Here is a 21,242-nt window from a genome sequence, read left to right on the forward strand (position 1 = left end):
CGCTGTCCGACCGATCGGTCAAAAAAATCCAGTCTTTACATATGCCTAGGGTCGGATCGTTGGTCTGAACCTGAGCTATATGGGCTGGTCAGGATGCAATCACAGGAGGAAGCATGATGCGCACACTCGAATTGGCCGGCGCTCAGGTGCCGGTGATAGGCCAGGGCACCTGGCGCATGGGCGAAAATCGCGATCGGCGCAGAGGCGAAATCGCTGCGCTACGCGAGGGCATCGAGCGCGGTTTGCGCTTGATCGACACCGCCGAAATGTATGGTGAAGGCGGCGCCGAAGAGGTCGTCGGCGAGGCGATTTCCGGCAAGCGCGACCAGGTGTTTCTGGTCAGCAAGGTCTACCCGCACAACGCCAGCCGCAGTGGCGTGGCAGCGGCTTGCGAGCGAAGCTTGAGGCGTCTGGGCACCGAGCATATCGACCTGTATCTGCTGCACTGGCGCGGCCAGTACGCGCTGGAAGAAACGGTCGAGGCTTTCGAGCGCCTGCGCGAACAGGGCAAGATCGGCCGCTGGGGCGTTTCCAACTTCGATCTGGATGATCTGCAGGAGCTCGGTGCGCCGGCCTGTGCGACCAATCAGGTGCTCTATAACCCCGAGGAGCGCGGCGTGGAGTTCGACCTGCTGCCCTGGCAGCAGAAACAGGGCATGCCGTTGATGGCCTACTGCCCGCTGGGGCAGGGCGGTGCGCTGCTGGCCGATCCGGCGCTGCAGCAGGTGGCGCAGCAGCATGGCGTGACCGCCGCCCAGGTCGCCCTGGCCTGGGCGCTACGTCAACCCAACGTGCTGGTGATTCCCAAGGCCAGCGATCCCCGACACCTGGCCGAGAACGCGGCAGCAGCCGAGCTGCAGCTCAGCGCCGCCGATCTGCAGGCGATCGACAGCGCCTACCCGGCACCGACGCGCAAGCAGCGGTTGCAGATGGTGTAGGGGCGTTTGCAGGGAGGTATTTTGATGGGTTTCACCCATCCTACGAGACTTGGTTCAGTCTGTAGGATGGATGAAACCCATAAATGGCTGGCGGCTCGCCTTAACCCGCAACCAATACCCGAATCGCTTCCAGGCGCAGGGCGGCCTTGTCGAGCATGGCCAGGCCTTGCTCACGCTGCTCGCGCAGGGCGTCCAGTTCGCTGTCGCGCACGCTCGGGTTGACCGCTTGCAGGGCGGTCAGGCGGGCCAGTTCTTCGTCCAGCTCGGCGGCCAGGCGGCGTTTGGCTTCGGTGACTCGCTCGACATGGCGCGGCGAGACCTTGGCTTCGCCGGCGGCGATCTTCGGCGTTAGAGCATCACGCTGGGCCTGCACGAACTTGTTGGCGCTGGCGCGCGGCACGGCTTCGAGCTGGTCGTTGAGGGTGTCGAAGGACACCTTGGCGGCCAGGTCGTTGCCGTTGCCGTCGAGCAGGCAGCGCAATGCGGCCGGCGGTAGGTAGCGGCCCAGTTGCAGCTTGCGTGGCGCTACCACCTCGCTGACGTACAGCAACTCGAGCAGCACGGTGCCGGGCTTGAGCGCCTTGTTCTTGATCAGAGCCACCGAGGTGTTGCCCATCGAGCCGGAGCGCACCAGGTCCATGCCGCCCTGCACCATGGGATGCTCCCAGGTGAGGAACTGCATGTCCTCGCGGGACAGTGCCAGATCGCGGTCGTAGGTGATGGTCACGCCTTCGTCGTTGCCGAGCGGGAAGCTGGCATCGAGCATCTTCTCGCTCGGGCGCAGGATCAGGGCGTTATCGGAATGGTCTTCACTGTCGATGCCGAAGGCGTCGAACAGCTGCTCCATGTACATCGGCAGGGCGAACTGATCGTCCTGCTCGAGGATCGCTTCGACCAGCGCCTCGCCTTCACCGGCACCGCCGGAGTTGAGTTCCAGCAGGCGGTCGCGACCGGCGTGCAAATCGCCTTCCAGACGCTTGCGCTCGGCGGTGGCTTCGTCGATCAGCGTCTGCCACTGGCCGTCGTCGGCGTTTTCCAGCATCGGCAGCAGGCGGCTGCCGAACTGGTGCTGCAGGGCGTTGCCGGTCGGGCAGGTGGCCAGGAAGGCGTTCAGCGCTTGGTGGTACCACTGGAACAGGCGCTCTTGCGGGCTGTTTTCCATGTACGGCACGTGCAGCTGGATCTTGTGCTTCTGGCCGATGCGGTCGAGGCGACCGATGCGCTGTTCGAGCAGGTCCGGGTGGGCCGGCAGATCGAACAGCACCAGGTGATGGGCGAACTGGAAGTTGCGGCCTTCGGAACCGATTTCCGAACAGATCAGCACCTGGGCGCCAAATTCTTCATCGGCGAAGTAGGCAGCGGCGCGGTCACGTTCGAGGATGCTCATGCCCTCGTGGAAGACGGTGGCCGGGATGCCGGAGCGCACGCGCAGGGCGTCTTCCAGGTCCATGGCGGTTTCGGCGTGGGCGCAGATCACCAGCACCTTGAATTTCTTGAGCATCTTCAGGGTGTCGATCAGCCACTCGACGCGCGGGTCGAAGCGCCACCAGCGCTGATCTTCCTCGATGTCGGCCTGGCCCTGATAGCTGACTTCCGGGTACAGCTCGGCGTGCTCGCCCAGCGGCAGCTCCATGTATTCGTCCGGGTTCGGCAGCGGGTAGGGGTGCAGTTCGCGCTCGGGGAAACCTTGTACGGCGGCGCGGGTGTTACGGAACAGCAGGCGGCCGGTGCCGTGGCGGTCGAGCAGCTCGCGTACCAGGCGTGCGCGGGCGTCGGCATCGCCACCGTCAGCAGCGTCGAGCAGCTCGCGGCTTTCATCGCCCAGGAAGCTGCCGATGGCATCGCGGGCCTGGGCGCTGAGCTTGCCTTCGTCGAGCAGCTCCTGCACCGCCTCGGCCACCGGCTTGTAGCTGGCGCTCTCGGCGCGGAAGGCTTCTAGGTCATGGAAGCGATTCGGGTCGAGCAGGCGCAGGCGCGCGAAGTGGCTGTCCTGGCCGAGCTGTTCGGGGGTGGCGGTGAGCAGCAGCACGCCAGGAATCACTTCGGCCAGTTGTTCGACCAGGCTGTACTCGCGGCTAGCCTTTTCCGGCTGCCAGACCAGGTGGTGGGCTTCGTCGACCACCATCAGGTCCCAGCCAGCGGCGAACAGTGCGTCCTGGGCCTTTTCGTCCTCGCACAGCCACTCCAGCGCGACCAGCGCCAGTTGTGCGTCTTCGAACGGGTTGCTGGCGTCGCTCTCGATGAAGCGCTCCGCATCGAACAGCGCAACTTCCAGGTTGAAGCGGCGGCGCATCTCTACCAGCCACTGGTGCTGCAGGTTTTCCGGTACCAAGATCAGCACGCGATTGGCGCGACCCGAAAGCAGCTGGCGGTGAATCACCAGGCCGGCTTCAATGGTCTTGCCCAGGCCCACTTCGTCGGCCAGCAGCACGCGCGGGGCTATGCGGTCGGCCACTTCGCGGGCGATGTGCAGCTGGTGGGCGATGGGCTGGGCACGTACGCCGCCCAGGCCCCACAGCGAGGATTGCACCTGCTTGCTGGTGAATTCCAGAGTGCGGTAGCGCAGCCCGAACCACGGCAGCGGGTCGATCTGACCGGCGAACAGGCGGTCGCTGGCGAGGCGGAACTGGATGAAGTTGGACAGCTGGGTTTCCGGCAGGGTGACGGCCTGGTTCTTGGTGTCGAGGCCGTGATAGACCAAGAGGCCATCGACGTCGTCGACTTCGCGCACGGTCAGTTTCCAGCCTTCGAAGTGAGTGATCTCGTCGCCCGGCGAGAAGCGCACCCGGGTCAGCGGCGCATTGCGCGCCGCGTACTGACGGGTTTCGCCGGTGGCGGGGTAGAGCACGGTGAGCATGCGGCCTTCCTGCATGAGGATGGTGCCCAAGCCCAGTTCCGCTTCGCTGTCGCTGATCCAGCGTTGCCCCGGTTGATACTCCGCCATGCTGCCTGTCTCCACCTGTCAAAAAAGCCGGCTATGTTACCGCAGTGCCAGGCTTGACCAAAGGTGCATCAGGGTCGATTTGGCACTTACCGACGCGCGTCCGGTCAGACAGTCTAGTCATGCAGCCATAAAGTCGCCCGCCGTTTGGCCGATAAGGCTGCAAAGAGAGGTGTTTCATGCTGCCGCCGATTCCTCACAGCCTGAGTCCGGTTACCGCCCAGCAGGACGTGGTCAAGCCGCGCCCGGAGATCGCACCGGTGACGCCCACTGCTGAAACGGCTCAGGAAGATTCGGTCGGCCTGGACAAGCGCCACCCTGATGAGGTGGCCGAGCGGCTGCGTGAAGAGCAGCGTCGTCGGCAGCGACGCGGCTACAGCGCCGCCGAGCTGGCCGAGGGCGAAGTCGACGAGGCGGATGAGCCTGCCATCGACCAGTTGCCGCGCCAGGGCCTGTGGGTGGACGTCGAGGTTTGACGCCGGTGGATGGAATCACCGCCCAGGGCGGGCTGTTCGAGCAGGCAGCGCTGCAACTGCCCGATGCCGAACTCACTTATCAACCCGACTGGCTCGACCAGGCCACAGCCGGTGAATGGCTGCAGCGCCTGGTCGAGCAAACACCCTGGCAGCAACCCGAAGTGGTGCTGTTCGGCCGTCAGTTGCCGGTGCCGCGCCTGGTAGCCTGGTATGGTGACAGCGATGCCCGTTACCGCTATTCCGGCATGACCCATCAACCGCTGCCCTGGACGCCGCTGCTGGCCGAGATTCGTCAGCGCCTGGTCGACAACCTTGGCCAGCCGCTCAATGGCGTGCTGCTCAACTACTACCGCGATGGTCAGGACTCCATGGGCTGGCACAGCGACGACGAGCGCGAACTGGGCGCCGAGCCGCTGGTGGCGTCGTTGAGCCTGGGTGGCGAACGTCGTTTCGACTTGCGCCGCAAGGGCCACACGCGCATCGAGCACTCGCTGCAACTGGCCCATGGCTCGCTACTGGTCATGAGCGGCCAGACGCAGCATCATTGGCAGCACCAAGTGGCCAAGACGCGCAAGCCCTGTGCCCCACGACTGAACCTGACGTTTCGTCTGATCCGGACACCGCTATGAGCAATGATGTGAAACTGATCGACTTCGCCGCCGAGCGCGACAAGCGCATCCACGACCTGCGCGACAGGAAGCTCGAAGAGATGCGCAACGCCTTCGAGCAGGCGCTGCCCCTGCCCAAGGGCAAGAAAAAGTCCAAGAACAAGCCGAAGAAACGCTGAGAGCCTGCGATCCGGTCGCGATCTTGTAGAGGATCGCGCGGCGATCCGCTTTAGCCACGAGCTATTTCGAGATGCCAGGGGCTCGTGGCTAAAGCCACTCCTACATATCAAACGCTTTGCTCAACCTGCCATTTCTGCTGTTTGCGCACTCATGAAAGATCGCGAACGGATGCCAGTGCGGCTTCGCTGCGTATCCGTCCGCGCCGCCCAAGCCCGTCCAAATTGATGAAGATCAGTCGCTGTCCGGCGTTGATGCTCGTCCGTGCCTGGCCGTTGACCTGGGTCAATGGCGGGCGGCGTATGGCTGTTAACGTAGCGCCATACCCGAGCAGCAGGTGCAAGGAGGCAGCATGTTCTTAGATGTGGTGGTTCTCGCCGGTATCGGCACCGTTGGACTGATGATTCTGTTTGGCGCCGGGTTCACCTATTTCGTCTGGAAGGATGCGAACAAGAAAAAGCCGCAGTGATTTCCGGATTCACGAGCACGCAAGGCATTGGGGCGACTTCGGTCGCCCTTTTTTTCGTCTGCATTTAATTCGCTTGCGGGTGGGCGCTCTCTGGACAGTACATGCTTAGCTAGCTAATAATTCGTACCCTGCACGGAGGCGGAACCCTTTGGCTACGGCTATGTTCAGAGCTGAGACCCTTTTAGGTAAGCACCGTGCGTGATTCCCTGCTGGCGTTTGTTGCGCCAAGCACCCAAGCCATCCAGTTCGCGATCAAGACCCTGCTCGGCGGCGGTCTGGCGCTCTGGCTCGCCCTGCGCCTGGGGTTGGAGCAGCCGCAATGGGCGCTGATGACCGCCTTTATCGTTGCCCAGCCGTTGTCCGGCATGGTGGTGCAGAAGGGCCTGGCGCGCCTGCTCGGCACCTTGGTCGGCACCTTCATGGCGGTGGTGATGATGGCGCTGTTCGCGCAGATGCCGCTGCTCTTCGTCCTGGCCTTCGCCCTGTGGCTGGGCCTGTGTACGGCGGCCTCGACCATGTTGCGCAGCGCCTGGTCCTACGCCTTCGTGCTGGCTGGCTACACGGTGGCGATCATCGGTTTGCCGGCCATCGGTAAGCCCCAGGTGATCTTCGACGAAGCCATCGCTCGCTCCACGGAAATCTGCCTGGGTATCGTCTGCGCCACCTTGAGCAGCGCGTTGCTGTGGCCGCAGCGGGTCGAGCGCCAGTTGGCGCAGCAGGCCCGCGATGCCTGGCAGACTGGCCTCAAGGCCGCACGCCAGGCGCTGACCGGCGAGGAGGAGGCGCGCAAGGGGCTGCTCGAAGCCCTGTCGCGGATCGTCGCCGTGGACGCCCAGCGCGAGCACGCCTGGTTCGAGGGCGAGCGTGGTCGCCAGCGGGCCATCGCCTTGCGCGTGCTCAGTCGCGACCTGCTGGGCGTACTGCGTCTGGCGCGTGGTGTGGCCCGTCAGTGGCGGCAATTGAGCAGCCGCGAGGCCGAGGCCGTGGCGCCCTGGCTGCAGGAAGTGGACGAGCGCCTGCAGGACGATGCCGAGGACAGAACCCAATTGATCGAGCGCCTGCGCCAGGCCGCCGCGGACGATGAACTCAATGGCGGCCAGCAACTGTGCCTGGAGCGCATGGCCGTGCTGCTGATGCGTATCGAGGACGCCAGCCGCGCGCTGCTGGCGGTCGAACAGGGCCGGGCGCCGGCCGATGCGCCCCGGGCGTTGTCCTGGCACTACGACTGGCAGAGCGCGTTGGTGTTCGGTTCACGCAGCGCCCTGGCGTTTCTGACCCTGGCGAGCTTCTGGCTGGCCACTGGCTGGACCCACGCCACCGGCGCCATGCTGCTCGCCTGCGTGGTGTGTAGCCTGTTCGCACGGCTGGAGGCGGCGCCGCAGATCGGCATGATGTTCTTGCGCGGCATCCTCTATGCGCTGCCGGTGGCGTTCTTTGTCGGGCAGATCCTGATGCCGCAGATCGACGGCTTCGTGATGCTCTGCATGGTGCTCGGCGTGCCATTATTCTTTGGCGTGCTGGGCATGGCCAAGCCGGCGGTGGCCGCAACCTCGACGGCCTTCTGCCTGCACTTCATCGTGCTCTGCATACCGCCGCCGAGCGTCGGCTACAACGTGGAATATTTCCTCAACGAGGCGCCGGGCATGCTCATGGGCGTGGCCGTGGCGGTCATGGCGTTTCGCGTGATCGTGCTGCGCAACCCGGTGTGGCATGGCCGGCGTCTGGTGCATGCCATGCTGGTCGACCTCGGCCGGCTGACGCGCCGTGACCTGGGCCGCGCGGAAAACTGGTTTGGTGGGCGCATGGCTGACCGCTTGCTGCAGCTGGCGCGGCACTACCCGGCGCGTCCGGATCAGGCGCGCAGCCGCTGGGACGAAGGGGTTGCCGGCCTGGACCTGGGTGACGAGCTGCTGCACCTGCGCGCCTGTCTGGCCAAGGCCGATGCCGGCCTGGCGCGCTCGCAGCGACGGTTTCTGGACCGCCTCGACGATGCGCTGGAGCGCGGCCCGGCGCCGGGCCGCGAGGATGACCTGAACGCCCCGGTGGCCGAGTTGCAGCAAGCCCTGCGCGCCTGCACGCCGAGCATCGACAAGCGCCTCGCCGAAGCGGCGCTGTTGCAGTTGCAGAACGGCTGGCGCCACTGGTGCCAGCTAAGAGGAGAAGCCAATGGGCTTACATGAGTGGTCGCTGGGCGGTGTTCTATTGAGCCCGATGGCGGCCTATGCAGTTTTGGCGCTGCTGCTCACCGGCGTGATCCGCCTGGGGCTGCAGCGCGTGGGATTGGCGCAGTGGATCTGGCACGAGGCCTTGTTCGACTGCGCCCTGTTCGTTTGCGTCCTGGCGGCGGTGATTGCCGTCCTGGCGACTTGAGGAGAAAAGCATGCGTTCGACCATTCGCGTCGGCATCACCCTGGCCATGGTGGCGGTGGCGGTTCTCGCCGGCTCGTGGATCTGGCAGCACTACATGTATTCGCCGTGGACCCGGGATGCCCGGGTGCGCGCCGATGTGGTGACCATCGCGCCGGACGTGTCCGGCTGGGTGCTCGAGCTCAAGGTACGCGACAACCAGCAGGTCAAGGCTGGCGATCTGTTGATGACCATCGACCGTGACCGTTACCAGGCCGCGGTGGAAAAGGCCCAGGCCGTGGTGGACATCCGCAAGCAGCAGCTCAGCCTGCGCGAGCACGAAGCTTCGCGCCGTGCGCAACTGGGCAGCCAGGCGATCAGCGCCGAGCTGCGTGAGAACGCGCAGATCAACGCCGAGATGGCCCGCAGCGAATTCCGCGAGGCCCAAGCAGACCTGCGTATCGCCCAGCTCAACCTGGAGCGCAGCGAAGTGCGCGCGCCGCGCGATGGCCAGGTCACCAACCTGAGGCTGGCCCAGGGCAACTACGTGACCGCTGGGCAGGCGGTGATGGCCCTGGTCGATACCGGCTCGTTCTACGTGCAGGCGTATTTCGAGGAAACCAAGTTGCCGCGCATCCAGGTCGGTGCGCCGGTGGAAATCTGGTTGATGGGCGGTGAGCAGGAGATTCGTGGCGAGGTGGAAGGCATCAGCCGCGGCATCACCGACCGCAATGCCAGCCCGGACGGTCAATTGCTGGCCAACGTCGAGCCGACCTTCAACTGGGTACGCCTGGCCCAGCGCATTCCGGTACGCATCAAGCTCGATGACGTGCCGGAGAGCGTCAAACTGAGCGCCGGCATGACTGCAAGCGTACGGGTGGAATAGAGCGCGCTTGGTCATTGTAGGAGGGGCTTTAGCCCCGAGCTCTTAAGGGCTTATCGGGTCTAAAGCCCCTCCCACGATTTCGTAGCCCAAGTCGAGCGTAGCGACACCCGTGACATTCCTTGAGTATCGCTACGCTCAACCCCTGGCTACGGGGCGGCGATTGATCAGCCGCGCTGCACGCTCGCCGGGGTGCGGCGCATCAGCACTTCACCATGGCGCACCGAAACCAGCGCATGGCCCTGGGTGCGGATCATCTCGTAATCGTCGGGCGCCGAAAGAATCAGCAGGTTGGCCGGGCGATTCACTTCCAGGCCATAGCGCTCACCCAGGTGCAGGGTGCGGGCACTGTTGTCGGTGATCAGGTCGAGGCTGCGTTTGAGGTCTTCGTAACCGAGCATATGGCAGATGTGCAGGCCGGCCTCGAGAATGCGCAGGATGTTGCCGTTGCCCAGCGGGTACCAGGGGTCGACGATGGAATCCTGGCCGAAGCAGACGTTCATGCCGGCGCGATCGATCTCCGCCACGCGGGTCAGGCCCCGGCGTTTCGGGTAGCTGTCGAAGCGCCCCTGCAGGTGGATGCTCTCGGTGGGGCAGGAGACGAAGTTGATGCCCGACATCTTCAGCAGGCGAAACAGCTTGGAGCAGTAGGCGTTGTCGTAGGAGCCCATGGCCACCGTATGACTGGCGGTGACCCGTGCGCCCATGCCGCGCACCCGGGCTTCTTCGGCCAGCACCTCGAGAAAGCGCGACTGCGGGTCGTCGGTCTCGTCGCAGTGCACGTCCACCAGGCAGCCGGTGCGCTCGGCCAGGTCCATCAGAAACTTGATCGAGCTGACGCCCTGGTCGCGGGTGTTCTCGAAATGCGGAATGCCGCCGACCACGTCGGCGCCCAGTTCCACCGCCTGCTCCATCAGTGCGCGGCCGTTGGCATAAGATTCGATGCCCTCCTGGGGAAAGGCGACGATCTGCAGGTCGATCAGGTGACGGGTTTCCTCGCGTACTTCGAGCATCGCCTTGAGCGCGGCCAGGGTCGGGTCGGTGACGTCGACGTGGGTGCGCACGTGCTGGATGCCATGGTCGACCAGCATGTCGATGGTCTTCTTGGCGCGGGTCTTGGTGTCCTCATGGGTGACCAGCGCCTTGCGCTCGGCCCAGCGCTCGATGCCCTCGAACAGCGTGCCGCTCATGTTCCAGGCCGGCTCGCCGGCGGTCAGCGTCGCGTCGAGGTGAATGTGCGGCTCGACGAAGGGCGCGACCACCAGATTACTGGCGGCGTCGAGATCGCCTGCGGCAGCGCTGACTACTGCCGGCTGTTCGTTGATGGCGGCAATCTGCGAGCCATCCAGTGCAATGTGGAAAAGACCTTCGCGGCCACGCAGGCGGGCGTTGACGATGTTCATGGGGTACTCCTTGGCAGGCTATGAGACGACAGGCGACGAATCAGCAGGGCGATGCTGATGTTCAGCCGGTCGTGAGGATCATCGAACGAGCAGCCGGTCAGCGCTTCGATACGTTGTACACGGTAGCTCAGGGTGTTGCGGTGTACGCCCAGGCGTTGCGCGGCCAGGGCCAGGTTGGCGTTCTCGAAGAACCAGGCTTCCAGGGTGGGCATCAGCACCGGTTCGTGGCGTGAATCATCGCCTATCAGCGGGCCCAGGGTGCGCTCGACGAAGCGCTCGAGCAGGCTGCGGTCGCGGATCGCGGCGAGCAGCTCGATCACTCCCAGTTCGTTGAAGCTGCACAGCCCCAGGCGTTCTGGAAAGGCCTGGGCGGCGACCAGCGCCTGGCGGGCCTGGCCGAGCGCCCGGGCGAAATGCTCGGGGTGATGATTGCCGCTGCTCAGGCCGAGAAACAGGCGCTGCGGTTGCAGGCGTTCGTCCAGCTCGCCGAGCAGGTCCATCAATGCCTGGCGGTTGCGTTGCTCGTCCTGGCTGCCGGTGCACGGCAGCAGGGCGATCCAGTGCTCGCCCTGGCTGATCAGTGGCAGGGCTGCGCCCAACTGCTGCAGGCATTGCTCGAGGCGCTGCTGCAGGCACTGGCGGTTGTCGCGCAGCAGGCGTTCGCCGCTGGCCACTGCCTCGCCGTCGAACAACTGCTCGCTGTTCTGCAGGCGCAGCAGGGCGACCTGACGCGGCACGCCCAGCGGCAGGTCGAGGCTGGCTGCACGTTGCAGCAGCACGTCGAGGGACTGGTAATCGCCTTCCAGCAGTTGCTCCAGCACGTGCTGGCGCGAGCTACCGAGCATCTGCTGCTGCACCAGTGCGGTGCCGATGGCCTGGGTGACCACAACCATCTTCAGCCCGTAGGGCTGCTCCAGCAGCGGCAGGCCCAGGCGGTCGGCCTCGGCGATCACCGCCAGGGGAATCGCCTGGATGTATTCGGCGCCGGTAAGAATCACCAGCCCGGCGGTGGCCCGTTCGACCGCCTGGCGCACCAGGAGCAGCAGGTTGGCTTCGTCGCGCGGGTGGTTGATGCTGGTGACGAACACCAGTTCGCCGCCCATTACCCAGGCGGCGATGTCCTCGTTCTCGGCCACGTAGGGCCAGCGCACCGGATTGCCCAGCGCTGCCTGGCCAGCGCGCAGGCGCAGCTCGTGCAAGCCGGGCAGGGCCAGTACATCGGCGACGCTCAGGCTCATGCGCGGGCGACCTGGCCACGGGCGGCGAGGATCTTCTTCGCTTCGAACAGCACGATGTACACCACTGCCGCGACGGCGATGCCCACCAGCGGCGCGACCCAGGGCGAGAAGTAGGCGCACAGCGAACCGACGCCGTAAGCGCCCAGGCCGACCCAGTTGAAGGCGGGGATGCGCGCCTCGGCGAGCAGCGGGTAGCGGCTCTTATGGCCGTAGAAATAGTCGGCCATGATCACACCACCGATCGGTGGGATGATCGAGCCGAGCAGGATCAGGAACGGAATCAGCATCTCGTACATGCCGCCGATGGCCAGCAGCGTGCCGATGCCGGCGCCGACCACGGTCACCGTCTTGCGCCGGCCGGTGCGCAGCAGGTTGCAGCCGGCGGCGGCGAAGTTGTAGATGGTGTTGTCCTGGGTCGTCCACAGGTTCAGGAACAGCATCACCACCGCGGCCATGGACAGACCCTGCAGCACCAGTACTTCGACGATGTCCGGCTGCTGGTAGACGATGGCGCCGTAAGCCCCGGCGACGATCATCAGGCCGTTGCCCAGGAAGAAGCCGACCATGCTGGCGATCACCGCGATGCGTCCGGTGCGGGCGAAGCGCGTCCAGTTGGTGGCTTGCGTCGCGCCGCTGACGAAGGTGCCGAAGACCATGGTGATGGCCACGCTCAGGGTCATGCTCTGGGTCGGCTCGATGGCCATCAGCGCGCTCAGGCCGCCGATGTCGTCGGTGGCGATCCACAGCGAGCAGACCAGCAGGGCGAGCATCGCCGGCACGGAAATGCGCGACAGGATGTCCAGCCCCTTGTAGCCGATGAACGCGGTGATGCAGAAGGCGAAGCCGAACAGCACCATCAGGGGAATGGTCAGCCCCTCAGGCAAGCCGAGAATCTTCACCAGCACGATGGCTACCGTGGCGGTGCCCCAGGCGTACCAGCCGATCTGGGTGAAACCGAGCAGCACGTCGGAGAGTTTGCTGCCGGCCTCGCCAAAGCAGAAGCGGCCCATCAATACCGAATTGAGGCCGCTGCGACAGGCGATCAGGCCGAGGATCGCGGCATAGGCACCGAGCAGCAGGTTGCCGATCACAGCAGCCCCGATCAGCGTAGTGAAGTCGAAGGCCATGCCGATCTTGCCGCCAGCGAACATGGTGGCGGTGAAGAAGGTAAAGGAGAACAGCATGATCGACGTGGAAAACAGCCCCTTGCGGGCGCCGGCCGGCACTTCGCTCAAAGGGTAGTCGCTGTCGGTGGTGGGATGAGTCATGGCCTGGCTCCACAGGGTGAGGGAAGCCATGGCTATAGCAGGCGACGTGCCAACCGAACCTTTTGGGTGGCGCATACAGCGCGCATTGTGCGATGTGCACAAGAGGCTGCGGATTTTCAGCGAATAGCCGGCGTTTATTTGTAAGTTGTCACTATTCATGACCTGTCTTGGTGCGCTGATAGGCCGTTATGCACCAGGCCCTTGCGGTCGATAAAAGCTACCCTGGCTGGTCTGGGCGAACTGACGACCGGCGTTCTTCTCTTCACTCCACGAACGTCGACAATGAGAGCGAAAATGCCATTTGTGATTAATTTGATATGGATATCAAATATTCTTGTGATATTTTGTGCTCCGTGTCGGTGCGGCTCGTTGAGCTGCCAGACCTAGATTGGCCACTCGCCGCAACGGCGCAGGGGCTGGCGGTGACAGGCCCTGCAGGCTTCTTCATTCAACGTCTTGCCAGCACCTCGACGGGCTGGCTGGAGGAATCACGATGGAAGGACAGAGCACTGAAGACGATTTCGACAGCTGCATGATGCGCCTGGTGGAAAAATGTCATCGCGAGAAACGCCTGATCATGAATCACGTCTGTGTTCGCGTCGAAGATATCGACCGCACGGAAAAGCTGCTGGCCGAGTCGTTCGGCATCGGTGCCTTCAACCGGGTTACCGGGTCGCTATTCAAAGGTGAGGCGGCGGTCAGTGGCGCCTGGGTTAGCGACGAGTTCTACCTCGAACTCATGAAGCCCCTGGAGATGCAGCAGCTGGGCTACGACACCGGCTGCGCCACGCCCATTGGCCACCTGAGCGAGATCGGCTTCCTCACCCCGGATATGGATGCCGAAGTGGAGCGACTGTCGAAACTCGGCTGGCGCATGACCGACTCGCTTTCATCCGAACACTCGCGGGAAGTGAAAATGGACATGCAGCCTTCCATCGGCTTTCCCATCGAGTTGATGGAAATAAAGGCGCCCTGACGCCCCGCAAACCTTGCCGCGCTACCCGGAGTGAATCACCGCCATGGCCTATATCGAAATATTCCCCAAATCGGCAGCCGCGCAAGCACAGCTGACCGAGTGTTGTGCCCAGTTGATGGAGATGCTGCAGGACGCCGTCCGGTCGGTATTCAAGGTGCCCGAGCACGACATCATCATCGAGCTCGATCAGTGCAAGGTATTGGCATTCAACGCCTCTGCGGTACGTGCTGCCGCGGTGCCCGATGTGGCGATCAAGGTATCCACCAGTGACGTCGAACTTCGCCCTGAATTTCAGGCGCTTTGTGATCAGATCGTCAGTGGCTGGAATGCCCAGTTCGGCGACAGTCTGGGTGTCGAAGTGTGGGTCAGCGTCATCGAAGCCTGGGGTTGTAACCTGAGCTTCGACTAGCAATCGGCTGTATGGCCGCACCAGGTGGCGCGGCCATATGCGTCCCGACAGGCGCACCGGGCCAGGCGGCAGGCAGTTGATTGGCGCGCAGACTGGATTTGTGAAGCCGCACAGGATATATCGTCACCACTCTCAGTAATGGCGATCACAAGGAATAGCTATGCGGCCTCCCGCGGCCCCCAAAGAGACAATTGCCGAGCAGATCTACAACGCCATCCGCAAGGACCTGATGGAGTGCCGCTGGCCCACCGGGTACCGGCTGAAAATTCGTGATCTGGCGGCAGAATTCGGCGTCAGCGCCATGCCCGTGCGCCTGGCCTTGAAACGCCTCGGCGAGGAGGGCGCACTGGCGGTCGAGGAAAACCGTTCGGCACGCGTACCCGAGATCTCCCAGCAGCGCTTCTCCGAGTTCTATGAAATCACCGTGCGCCTGGAGACCCTGGCCATCGAGCGCGCGGCGCAGCGCATTACCGATGAACAGCTGCAGAACCTGATCGAGCGCGCAGAGCATATCCAGGAGGAGATAGAGGCGGGCCGCACCAGCGGCTATGCCCAGCGCTTCAACGCGCTGCTCATGGATCTGTATCGCATCGGCGGCTCAAGCGCGCTGCTGGAAGTCATCGAGTATGCCTGGGTGCATGTCGCACCTCCCTCGAACGCGGTTTTCGAGGCGCCGATCTTCGTGGTCAAGATCCACGCCCACCTTCGCGAGATTCTCGAAGCGCTGCGCCGCAAGGATGCGAAGTCCGCCGAGGCGGCCTTGGTGGCCGCGCTGAGCTACGCGGAACGCGGCATGAACCTGCTGATGGACATGGACAGCAGCTCCCGTTCGCTCAGCAGCAAGCGTCGCCGCAAGGCGGCCGGCGAGCCCGAGTGACTGCTGGCAGATAAGAGAAGACAGGGCGGCTATTGTTGCCCGCCCTGAGAAATCTGCCGGCGGCTAGCCGCGCCCTGATCCAGCCTACGCGCCGAGCCGCGTGGCAGCCCGACGTCGTTACCCGTGATGCAAGACGCGAACGCGATCTCAGCGAGTGCCGAGGAAGTCGCGCTTGCCCAGCTCCACGCCGTTGTGGCGCAGGATGGCGTAGGTGGTGGTGATGTGGAAGTACAGGTTCGGCAGCACGTGATCCTGCAGGAAGGCCAAGCCCTGAAAGTGGGTTTCCTTGTCGCGGCGCTTTAGCGTCACCGTGCGGTCTTCGCTGCCGTCGAGCTGGGCGGCGCTGATGCCCTGCACGAACTCCAGGGTCTTGGCGATACGTGCTTGCAGCTCGGCGAAGCTGGTTTCGTCATCGGCATGGCTCGGCACTTCGACGCCAGCCAGCAGGGCCACGCCGGATTTCACCGTGTCACAGGCGATCTGCACCTGGCGGCTGAGCGGGAACATGTCCGGTGCCAGGCGCGAGCCGAGCAGCACGCTCTGCTCGATCTTGCGGGCTTCGGCATTGGCTGCGGCGATGCCGAGGAGGGTCGACAGGTTGGTCAGCTGGCGGGTGAACACCGGGATGGTAATGGAATGCATGGACAGTGGCATGGAAGCTCCAGGGGAAGGCAGGGGGCGCTTAACAGTAGGATGGGTCGGGCTTGGAAAATCAGCCGATACTGATCGGCGGCAGGGTAGCCAATTCGACGGTAACGGCTTTACGTGGCGCGATGATTTCAGCTTCGCCGTCGACCACCAGTTCGTCGTGCTGGTTGAACACCCGGGTGGCGATGCGTACGCGGAATTTCGGCAGCTTCTCGAGAATTTCCAGGCGCACGGTCAGGGTGTCGCCCAGCTTCACCGGCTTCTGGAAGCTCATCTGCTGGCCCACATAGATGGTGCCCGGGCCGGGCAGGGTGCAGGCCACGGCCGCGCTGATCAGTGCACCGCTGAACATGCCGTGGGCGATGCGTTCCTTGAACATGGTGGTGGCGGCGTATTCGGCGTCCAGGTGCACCGGGTTGTGGTCACCGGAAACGGCAGCGAACAGCAGGATGTCGCGTTCTTCCACGCTCTTGCTGTAGCTGGCGGTCTGGCCCACTTCGAGGGCTTCGTAAGGCGTGTTGCTGCTTTGCGTCATGGATGGGGTTCCTGAGAGTTTGATGGTCGCTGCTGGGGCTGCGAGAGCGTCTGCTCCAGCCAGTCGATCAGGTCGCGGGTGACCTCGTCACGGTTCGTTTCGTTGAGCGTTTCGTGGCGGGCCTGTGAATAAATCTTCAACGTGGTGCGGCTGTGTCCTGCCTGCCTGAGTGCATCGGCCAGGCGTTGCAGGCCGTTGCCCCGGCTGACCGGGTCGTGGTCGCCGCCGATGATCAGGATCGGCAACTGCGGGGCGATCTGCTTCAGCGAGGCGGGCGCGGTGATGCGCTGCAGGCCTTCCAGCAGGTCGAGCCATAACTGGTTGGTGCAGCGAAAACCGCACAGGGGGTCGGCAATGTAACGGTCGACCTCGGCGTTGTCACGGCTGAGCCAGTCGAACGGCGTGCGCGCCGGGGCGAAGGCCTTGTTGAAGGCGCCGAACGACAGCCAGTCGATCAGGGAGCTGCGCCCGGTCGCGCCTTGGCGCCAGCGCTCGAAGCGCGCCACCAGCGCCGCCGCGTGATAAGTGCCCTGCTTGCCGTAATTCGAGCCACTGAGAATCGCACCCTGCACGCTGCTGCTGTGGTGCATCAGGTAGGCGGTGGAGATGAAGCTGCCCATGCTATGGCCGAGCAGAATGATCGGTGTCTGCGGGTGCTGATGGCGGATGTGATGGTTGAGCTCGCAGAGGTCGCCGACTACATGGTTCCAGCCGTTCTCGTCGGCGAAGTGGCCGAGCAGGCCATGTTGCGCCGTTTGTCCGTGTCCACGGTGGTCGAGCGCGTAGAGTTCGAGGCCGGCGGCAACCAGCGCCTCGCCGAGGCGTGCATAGCGGCCGCTGTGTTCGGCCATGCCGTGGGCGAGCATCACCACCGCCCTGGGCGCTTGCTGGGTATGCCAGTGATTGACGTACAGCGGCACGCCATCACTGCTGTCGAGCCAGAAGCTGCGCTGTTGCATGGCAAAGTCCCTTTCTGCGATGTCGGGCATTGTAGACCCTGCAGGTGCTGAAATTCACGGTATTGATTGTGGCTTTGCCAGGCTGTGGCCGGCTGCTAAGTTCGTGCCGGTGATATCACCGTCGGAAACCAAGGGATAACAACAATGCAGCCCGATTTCTGGAACGATAAACGCGCCCCTGGCGTGGCCAACGACATCGACATGGACGCCTACCAGTCGGTGGTCGAGGTGTTCGAGCGCTCCTGCAAGACTTTCGCCGACCGCCCCGCGTTCAGCAATCTGGGCAGAACGCTGACCTACGGCGAGCTGGACAAACTGTCCGCCGCCTTCGCCGCCTACCTGCAGCAGCGCACCGACCTCAAGCCCGGCGACCGCATTGCCGTGCAGATGCCCAACGTGCTGCAGTATCCGATTGCCGTGTTCGGTGCCATGCGTGCCGGGCTGATCGTGGTCAACACCAACCCGCTGTACACCGCCCGCGAAATGCGCCACCAGTTCAAGGATGCCGGCGTGCGCGCCCTGGTGTACCTGAACATGTTCGGCAAGCTGGTGCAGGAAGTACTGCCTGACAGCCAGATCGAGTACCTGATCGAAGCGCGCATGGGCGACCTGCTGCCCACGTTCAAGGGCTGGCTGGTCAACACCGTGGTCAAGAAGGTCAAGAAGATGGTGCCTGCCTACCATCTGCCCCAGGCATTGGCGTTCAAGCAGGTGCTCGGCGATGGTGCGCGGCTCAGCCTGCGCCCGGTGTCGGCCAAACAGGACGATATCGCCGTGCTGCAGTACACCGGCGGCACAACCGGCGTGGCCAAGGGCACCATGCTCACCCACGCCAACCTGATCGCCAACATGCTGCAGGCCAATGCCTGCATGCTGCAGCATGGCCCCGATGGCACACCGCTGATGAAGCCTGGCCAGGAGGTAATGATCGCGCCGCTGCCGCTGTACCACATCTATGCCTTCACCATGAATTGCATGTGCATGATGGTCAACGGCAACCACAACGTGCTGATCACCAATCCGCGGGACATTCCCGGTTTCGTCAAGGAACTGGGCAAGTGGCAGTTCTCCGCGCTGCTGGGCCTCAACACGCTGTTCGTGGCGCTGATGGATCATCCCGATTTCGACAAGCTCGACTTCAGCCATCTCAAAGTCACCAATTCGGGTGGTACGGCGCTGGTCAAGGCCACCGCCGAACGTTGGCAGCGCTTGACCGGCTGCGCGGTAGTGGAGGGCTACGGGCTCACTGAAACCTCGCCGATCGCCAGCGCCAACCCTAGTGGTGACCTGGCGCGCCTGGGCACGGTCGGCATTCCGGTGCCGGGCACCGCGTTCAAGGTCATCGATGACGACGGCAACGAGCTGTCGATTGGCGAGCGCGGCGAGCTGTGCATCAAGGGCCCGCAGGTGATGAAGGGCTACTGGAACCGCCCGGAGGCCACCGCCGAGGTGCTGGATGCCGAGGGCTGGTTCAAGTCCGGCGACATCGCGGTGATCGACGAAGACGGTTTCGTGCGCATCGTCGATCGCAAGAAGGACATGATCATCGTCTCCGGCTTCAACGTGTATCCCAACGAGATCGAGGACGTAGTGATGGCCCACAGCAAGGTGGCCAGCTGCGCAGCCATCGGCGTGCCGGACGAGAAGTCCGGCGAGGCGGTCAAGCTGTTCGTGGTCAAGCGCGACGACAGCCTGACCGCCGAGGAGCTCAAGGCCTACTGCAAGGAGAACTTCACCGCCTACAAGGTGCCGCGGCAGATCGTGTTCAGGGAGTCGCTGCCGATGACCAACGTCGGCAAGATCCTGCGCCGCGAGCTGCGCGATGAAGCGGTGAAGGCGCCCACCAACGCCTAGCCTGCTGCATCCATTCAACGACAAGTGTCCTGCATTGCGGGGCCTTTTGCTTCCTGGCGGCTGGCGCCCGCTCGGATTCGTAGCCTGGTGTTGAGCGTACTGATACCCAGGGCAGTGCCCCGGGCGTCGCTGCGCTCGACCCAGGCTACAGCGCTCTCGGGTGATGTCCGGTGTTGCCGCGTATGGCATAGCCGGCGCGAGCGCCGGCTCTTATCCTTCACCACTCGATGTCAACCTGCAGGAAAGCGCGCAGGCGTCTATCATGGGCGTTGCCTGCCGTCAGACGAGTGCTGCCCGCCGGATTGCTTCGGTAAAAATTCTGTGACCAGTATTTTCTTTATGGTCATTTTCAATACCTGGCAGCCTTTTCATGCTCTGGTCGGTCTCAGGCAACTCTGCTAATCTCGGCCCGCTTTTGCGCTCCTCAGGGGCGAACAGCCAGGCATACATACAACAAACAACCGCCGACGCGGTGACGACAAGCTGTTGCTTAGGAGTGGGTGTCCATGACCGAAAACTTCTGGACGGACAAATATCCCGAGGGGGTCGCGGCCGAGATCGATCCCGACCAGTACCCCAACGTTCAGGCGGTGCTGAAGCAGTCCTGCCAGCGTTATGCCGACAAGCCCGCTTTCACCAATCTGGGCAAGACGATCACCTACGGTCAGCTCTACGAGCAGTCCGGTCACTTCGCTGCATACCTGCAGCAGCACACCGATCTGAAGCCCGGCGACCGTATCGCCGTGCAACTGCCCAACGTTCTGCAATACCCGGTGGCCGTATTCGGCGCCATGCGTGCCGGCCTGGTGGTGGTCAACACCAACCCGCTGTACACCGCCCGGGAAATGGAACACCAGTTCAACGACTCCGGTGCCAAGGCGCTGGTGTGCCTGGCCAACATGGCACACCTGGCCGAGCAGGTGGTGCCCAAGACCGGCGTGAAGACGGTGATCGTCACCGAGGTCGGCGACATGCTGCCGCCGCTCAAGCGTCTGTTGGTCAATAGCGTGGTCAAGTACGTGAAGAAGATGGTGCCGGCCTACAGCCTGCCGGCAGCCGTGAAGTTCACCGATGCCCTGAACCAGGGCCGTGGCAAGGGGGTCAACGAGGCCAGCCCGGACGCCCAGGACGTCGCCGTGCTGCAGTACACCGGCGGCACCACCGGCGTGGCCAAGGGCGCGATGCTCACGCACCGCAACCTGATCGCCAACATGCTGCAGTGCCGCGAGCTGATGGGCTCGAACCTGGCGGAGGGCAGCGAAATCATCGTGGCGCCGCTGCCGCTGTACCACATCTACGCCTTCACCTTTCACTGCATGGCGATGATGCACTGCGGCAACCACAACATCCTGATCACCAACCCGCGCGACCTGCCGGCGTTGGTCAAGGACCTGGCCAAGTTCCAGTTCAGCGCCTTCGTGGGCCTCAATACTCTGTTCGTGGCGCTGAGTAACCACGAGGGTTTCCAGAAGCTCGACTTCTCCAAGCTCAAGGTCACCCTTTCCGGCGGCATGGCGCTGCAGCAGGCGGCCGCCGAGCGCTGGAAGCAGGTCACCGGCTGCGCCATCTGCGAAGGTTACGGCCTGACTGAAACCAGCCCAGTGGCCTCGGTCAACCCGGTGACCCATAACCAGATGGGCACCATCGGCATTCCGGTGCCGTCGACCCAGTTCAAGGTCATCGACGACCAGGGCAACGATCTGGCCATGGGCGAAACCGGCGAGCTGTGCATCAAGGGCCCGCAGGTGATGAAGGGCTACTGGCAGCGCCAGGAAGCCACCGATGAAGTGATCGATGCCAACGGCTGGTTCAAGACCGGTGACATCGGCATCATCCAGCCCGACGGCTACATCCGCATCGTCGACCGCAAGAAGGACATGATTCTGGTGTCTGGCTTCAACGTCTACCCGAACGAGCTGGAAGAAGTGCTGGTGACCCTGCCGGGCGTGCTGCAGTGCGCTGCCATCGGCGTGCCGGACGAGCGCTCGGGTGAGGCGATCAAGGTGTTCGTGGTGGTCAAGCCGGGCATGACCCTGACCAAGGAACAGGTCATGCAGCACATGCACGACAACCTCACCGGCTACAAACGACCCAAGCAGGTCGAGTTCCGCGAGAGCCTGCCGACCACCAACGTCGGCAAGATTCTGCGCCGCGAGCTGCGTGACGAAGAGCTGAAGAAGCTCGGCAAGAAATAAGCGTCGCGCTGTAGCAAAAGGCCCTGCATTGCAGGGCCTTTT

General features: G+C 63.8%; 20 protein-coding genes. 13 read left to right on the plus strand and 7 right to left on the minus strand.

Features of this window, described 5'->3' with window-relative positions; translation table 11 throughout:
- Positions 1-116 precede the first annotated feature (116 nt).
- Positions 117-938: an aldo/keto reductase gene (locus BM279_RS08415; protein ID WP_093503511.1), complete on the plus strand. Its 822-nt coding sequence runs from the start codon at positions 117-119 to the stop codon at positions 936-938.
- Positions 939-1,038: 100 nt separating this feature from the next.
- Here BM279_RS08415 and rapA read toward each other — a convergent pair whose 3' ends face one another.
- Complete coding sequence (rapA, locus tag BM279_RS08420) at positions 1,039-3,882, minus strand: RNA polymerase-associated protein RapA (protein WP_093502769.1); 2,844 nt, start codon at positions 3,880-3,882, stop codon at positions 1,039-1,041.
- Between the two features lie 176 nt (positions 3,883-4,058).
- Between rapA and BM279_RS08425 the strand changes: the two genes are divergently transcribed.
- The 7 genes from BM279_RS08425 (at position 4,059) to BM279_RS08450 (ending at position 8,841) form a co-directional block, all read left to right on the plus strand.
- Entirely contained in the window at positions 4,059-4,355 is a 297-nt protein-coding gene (locus BM279_RS08425) for an aspartate-semialdehyde dehydrogenase (protein WP_093502771.1), read from the plus strand.
- 5 nt (positions 4,356-4,360) lie between these two features.
- The gene (locus BM279_RS08430; RefSeq protein ID WP_093503513.1) at positions 4,361-4,984 is read left to right on the plus strand and encodes an alpha-ketoglutarate-dependent dioxygenase AlkB family protein; all 624 of its coding nucleotides are present in this window, start codon (positions 4,361-4,363) and stop codon (positions 4,982-4,984) included.
- Positions 4,981-5,142: a hypothetical protein gene (locus BM279_RS23355; protein WP_093502773.1), complete on the plus strand. Its 162-nt coding sequence runs from the start codon at positions 4,981-4,983 to the stop codon at positions 5,140-5,142. The genes BM279_RS08430 and BM279_RS23355 overlap by 4 nt, the downstream gene beginning before the upstream one ends.
- 350 nt (positions 5,143-5,492) lie before the next feature.
- Complete coding sequence (gene ccoM, locus BM279_RS23655) at positions 5,493-5,609, plus strand: cytochrome c oxidase subunit CcoM (protein ID WP_279626491.1); 117 nt, start codon at positions 5,493-5,495, stop codon at positions 5,607-5,609.
- A 194-nt stretch (positions 5,610-5,803) separates the two neighbouring features.
- Complete coding sequence (locus tag BM279_RS08440) at positions 5,804-7,789, plus strand: FUSC family protein (RefSeq protein ID WP_093502775.1); 1,986 nt, start codon at positions 5,804-5,806, stop codon at positions 7,787-7,789.
- Positions 7,776-7,979: a DUF1656 domain-containing protein gene (locus tag BM279_RS08445; protein WP_075932084.1), complete on the plus strand. Its 204-nt coding sequence runs from the start codon at positions 7,776-7,778 to the stop codon at positions 7,977-7,979. Before BM279_RS08440 ends, BM279_RS08445 begins: the two co-directional genes overlap by 14 nt.
- A gap of 10 nt (positions 7,980-7,989) precedes the next feature.
- Positions 7,990-8,841 (plus strand): efflux RND transporter periplasmic adaptor subunit, encoded by an 852-nt coding sequence (locus BM279_RS08450; RefSeq protein WP_093502777.1) that lies wholly within the window; start codon positions 7,990-7,992, stop codon positions 8,839-8,841.
- A 164-nt stretch (positions 8,842-9,005) separates the two neighbouring features.
- Here the strand turns inward: BM279_RS08450 and codA are convergent, their stop codons facing one another.
- The 3 genes from codA to codB are packed head-to-tail and all read right to left on the minus strand — an operon-like array spanning position 9,006 to position 12,747.
- Complete coding sequence (gene codA / locus BM279_RS08455; RefSeq protein ID WP_093502779.1) at positions 9,006-10,241, minus strand: cytosine deaminase; 1,236 nt, start codon at positions 10,239-10,241, stop codon at positions 9,006-9,008.
- On the minus strand, positions 10,238-11,479 hold the full coding sequence (locus BM279_RS08460; RefSeq protein ID WP_093502781.1) for a PucR family transcriptional regulator: 1,242 nt from the start codon (positions 11,477-11,479) through the stop codon (positions 10,238-10,240). Before BM279_RS08460 ends, codA begins: the two co-directional genes overlap by 4 nt.
- Complete coding sequence (gene codB, locus BM279_RS08465; protein ID WP_093502783.1) at positions 11,476-12,747, minus strand: cytosine permease; 1,272 nt, start codon at positions 12,745-12,747, stop codon at positions 11,476-11,478. The genes BM279_RS08460 and codB overlap by 4 nt, the downstream gene beginning before the upstream one ends.
- 493 nt (positions 12,748-13,240) lie before the next feature.
- On the opposite strand from codB, the gene BM279_RS08470 reads away from it, so the two are divergent.
- The 3 genes from BM279_RS08470 (at position 13,241) to BM279_RS08480 (ending at position 15,009) form a co-directional block, all read left to right on the plus strand.
- A complete protein-coding gene (locus tag BM279_RS08470; RefSeq protein ID WP_093502785.1) occupies positions 13,241-13,723 on the plus strand; it encodes a VOC family protein in 483 nt (160 codons plus the stop codon).
- Positions 13,724-13,766: 43 nt separating this feature from the next.
- Entirely contained in the window at positions 13,767-14,132 is a 366-nt protein-coding gene (locus tag BM279_RS08475; RefSeq protein WP_093502787.1) for a hypothetical protein, read from the plus strand.
- A gap of 160 nt (positions 14,133-14,292) precedes the next feature.
- Positions 14,293-15,009, plus strand: a complete 717-nt coding sequence (locus tag BM279_RS08480) for a GntR family transcriptional regulator (protein WP_093502789.1) — start codon at positions 14,293-14,295, stop codon at positions 15,007-15,009.
- 147 nt (positions 15,010-15,156) lie between these two features.
- On the opposite strand, the gene BM279_RS08485 is transcribed toward BM279_RS08480, so the two are convergent.
- Genes BM279_RS08485 through BM279_RS08495 form a run of 3 tightly spaced genes read right to left on the minus strand, consistent with a single transcriptional unit; the run spans position 15,157 to position 17,151 of the window.
- Positions 15,157-15,663, minus strand: a complete 507-nt coding sequence (locus tag BM279_RS08485) for a DUF1993 domain-containing protein (RefSeq protein WP_093502791.1) — start codon at positions 15,661-15,663, stop codon at positions 15,157-15,159.
- Positions 15,664-15,721: 58 nt separating this feature from the next.
- Positions 15,722-16,192, minus strand: coding sequence for a MaoC family dehydratase (locus BM279_RS08490; protein WP_013790676.1), 471 nt, complete (start codon positions 16,190-16,192; stop codon positions 15,722-15,724).
- On the minus strand, positions 16,189-17,151 hold the full coding sequence (locus BM279_RS08495; RefSeq protein WP_093502793.1) for an alpha/beta hydrolase: 963 nt from the start codon (positions 17,149-17,151) through the stop codon (positions 16,189-16,191). The genes BM279_RS08490 and BM279_RS08495 overlap by 4 nt, the downstream gene beginning before the upstream one ends.
- 144 nt (positions 17,152-17,295) lie before the next feature.
- Between BM279_RS08495 and fadD2 the strand changes: the two genes are divergently transcribed.
- Complete coding sequence (fadD2, locus tag BM279_RS08500) at positions 17,296-19,005, plus strand: long-chain-fatty-acid--CoA ligase FadD2 (protein WP_093502795.1); 1,710 nt, start codon at positions 17,296-17,298, stop codon at positions 19,003-19,005.
- Between the two features lie 506 nt (positions 19,006-19,511).
- Positions 19,512-21,200: a long-chain-fatty-acid--CoA ligase FadD1 gene (gene fadD1 / locus BM279_RS08505; protein ID WP_093502797.1), complete on the plus strand. Its 1,689-nt coding sequence runs from the start codon at positions 19,512-19,514 to the stop codon at positions 21,198-21,200.
- Positions 21,201-21,242 lie beyond the last annotated feature (42 nt).

The sequence above is a fragment of the Phytopseudomonas straminea genome (genome assembly GCF_900112645.1).
Taxonomy (GTDB): Bacteria; Pseudomonadota; Gammaproteobacteria; order Pseudomonadales; family Pseudomonadaceae; genus Aquipseudomonas; species Aquipseudomonas straminea.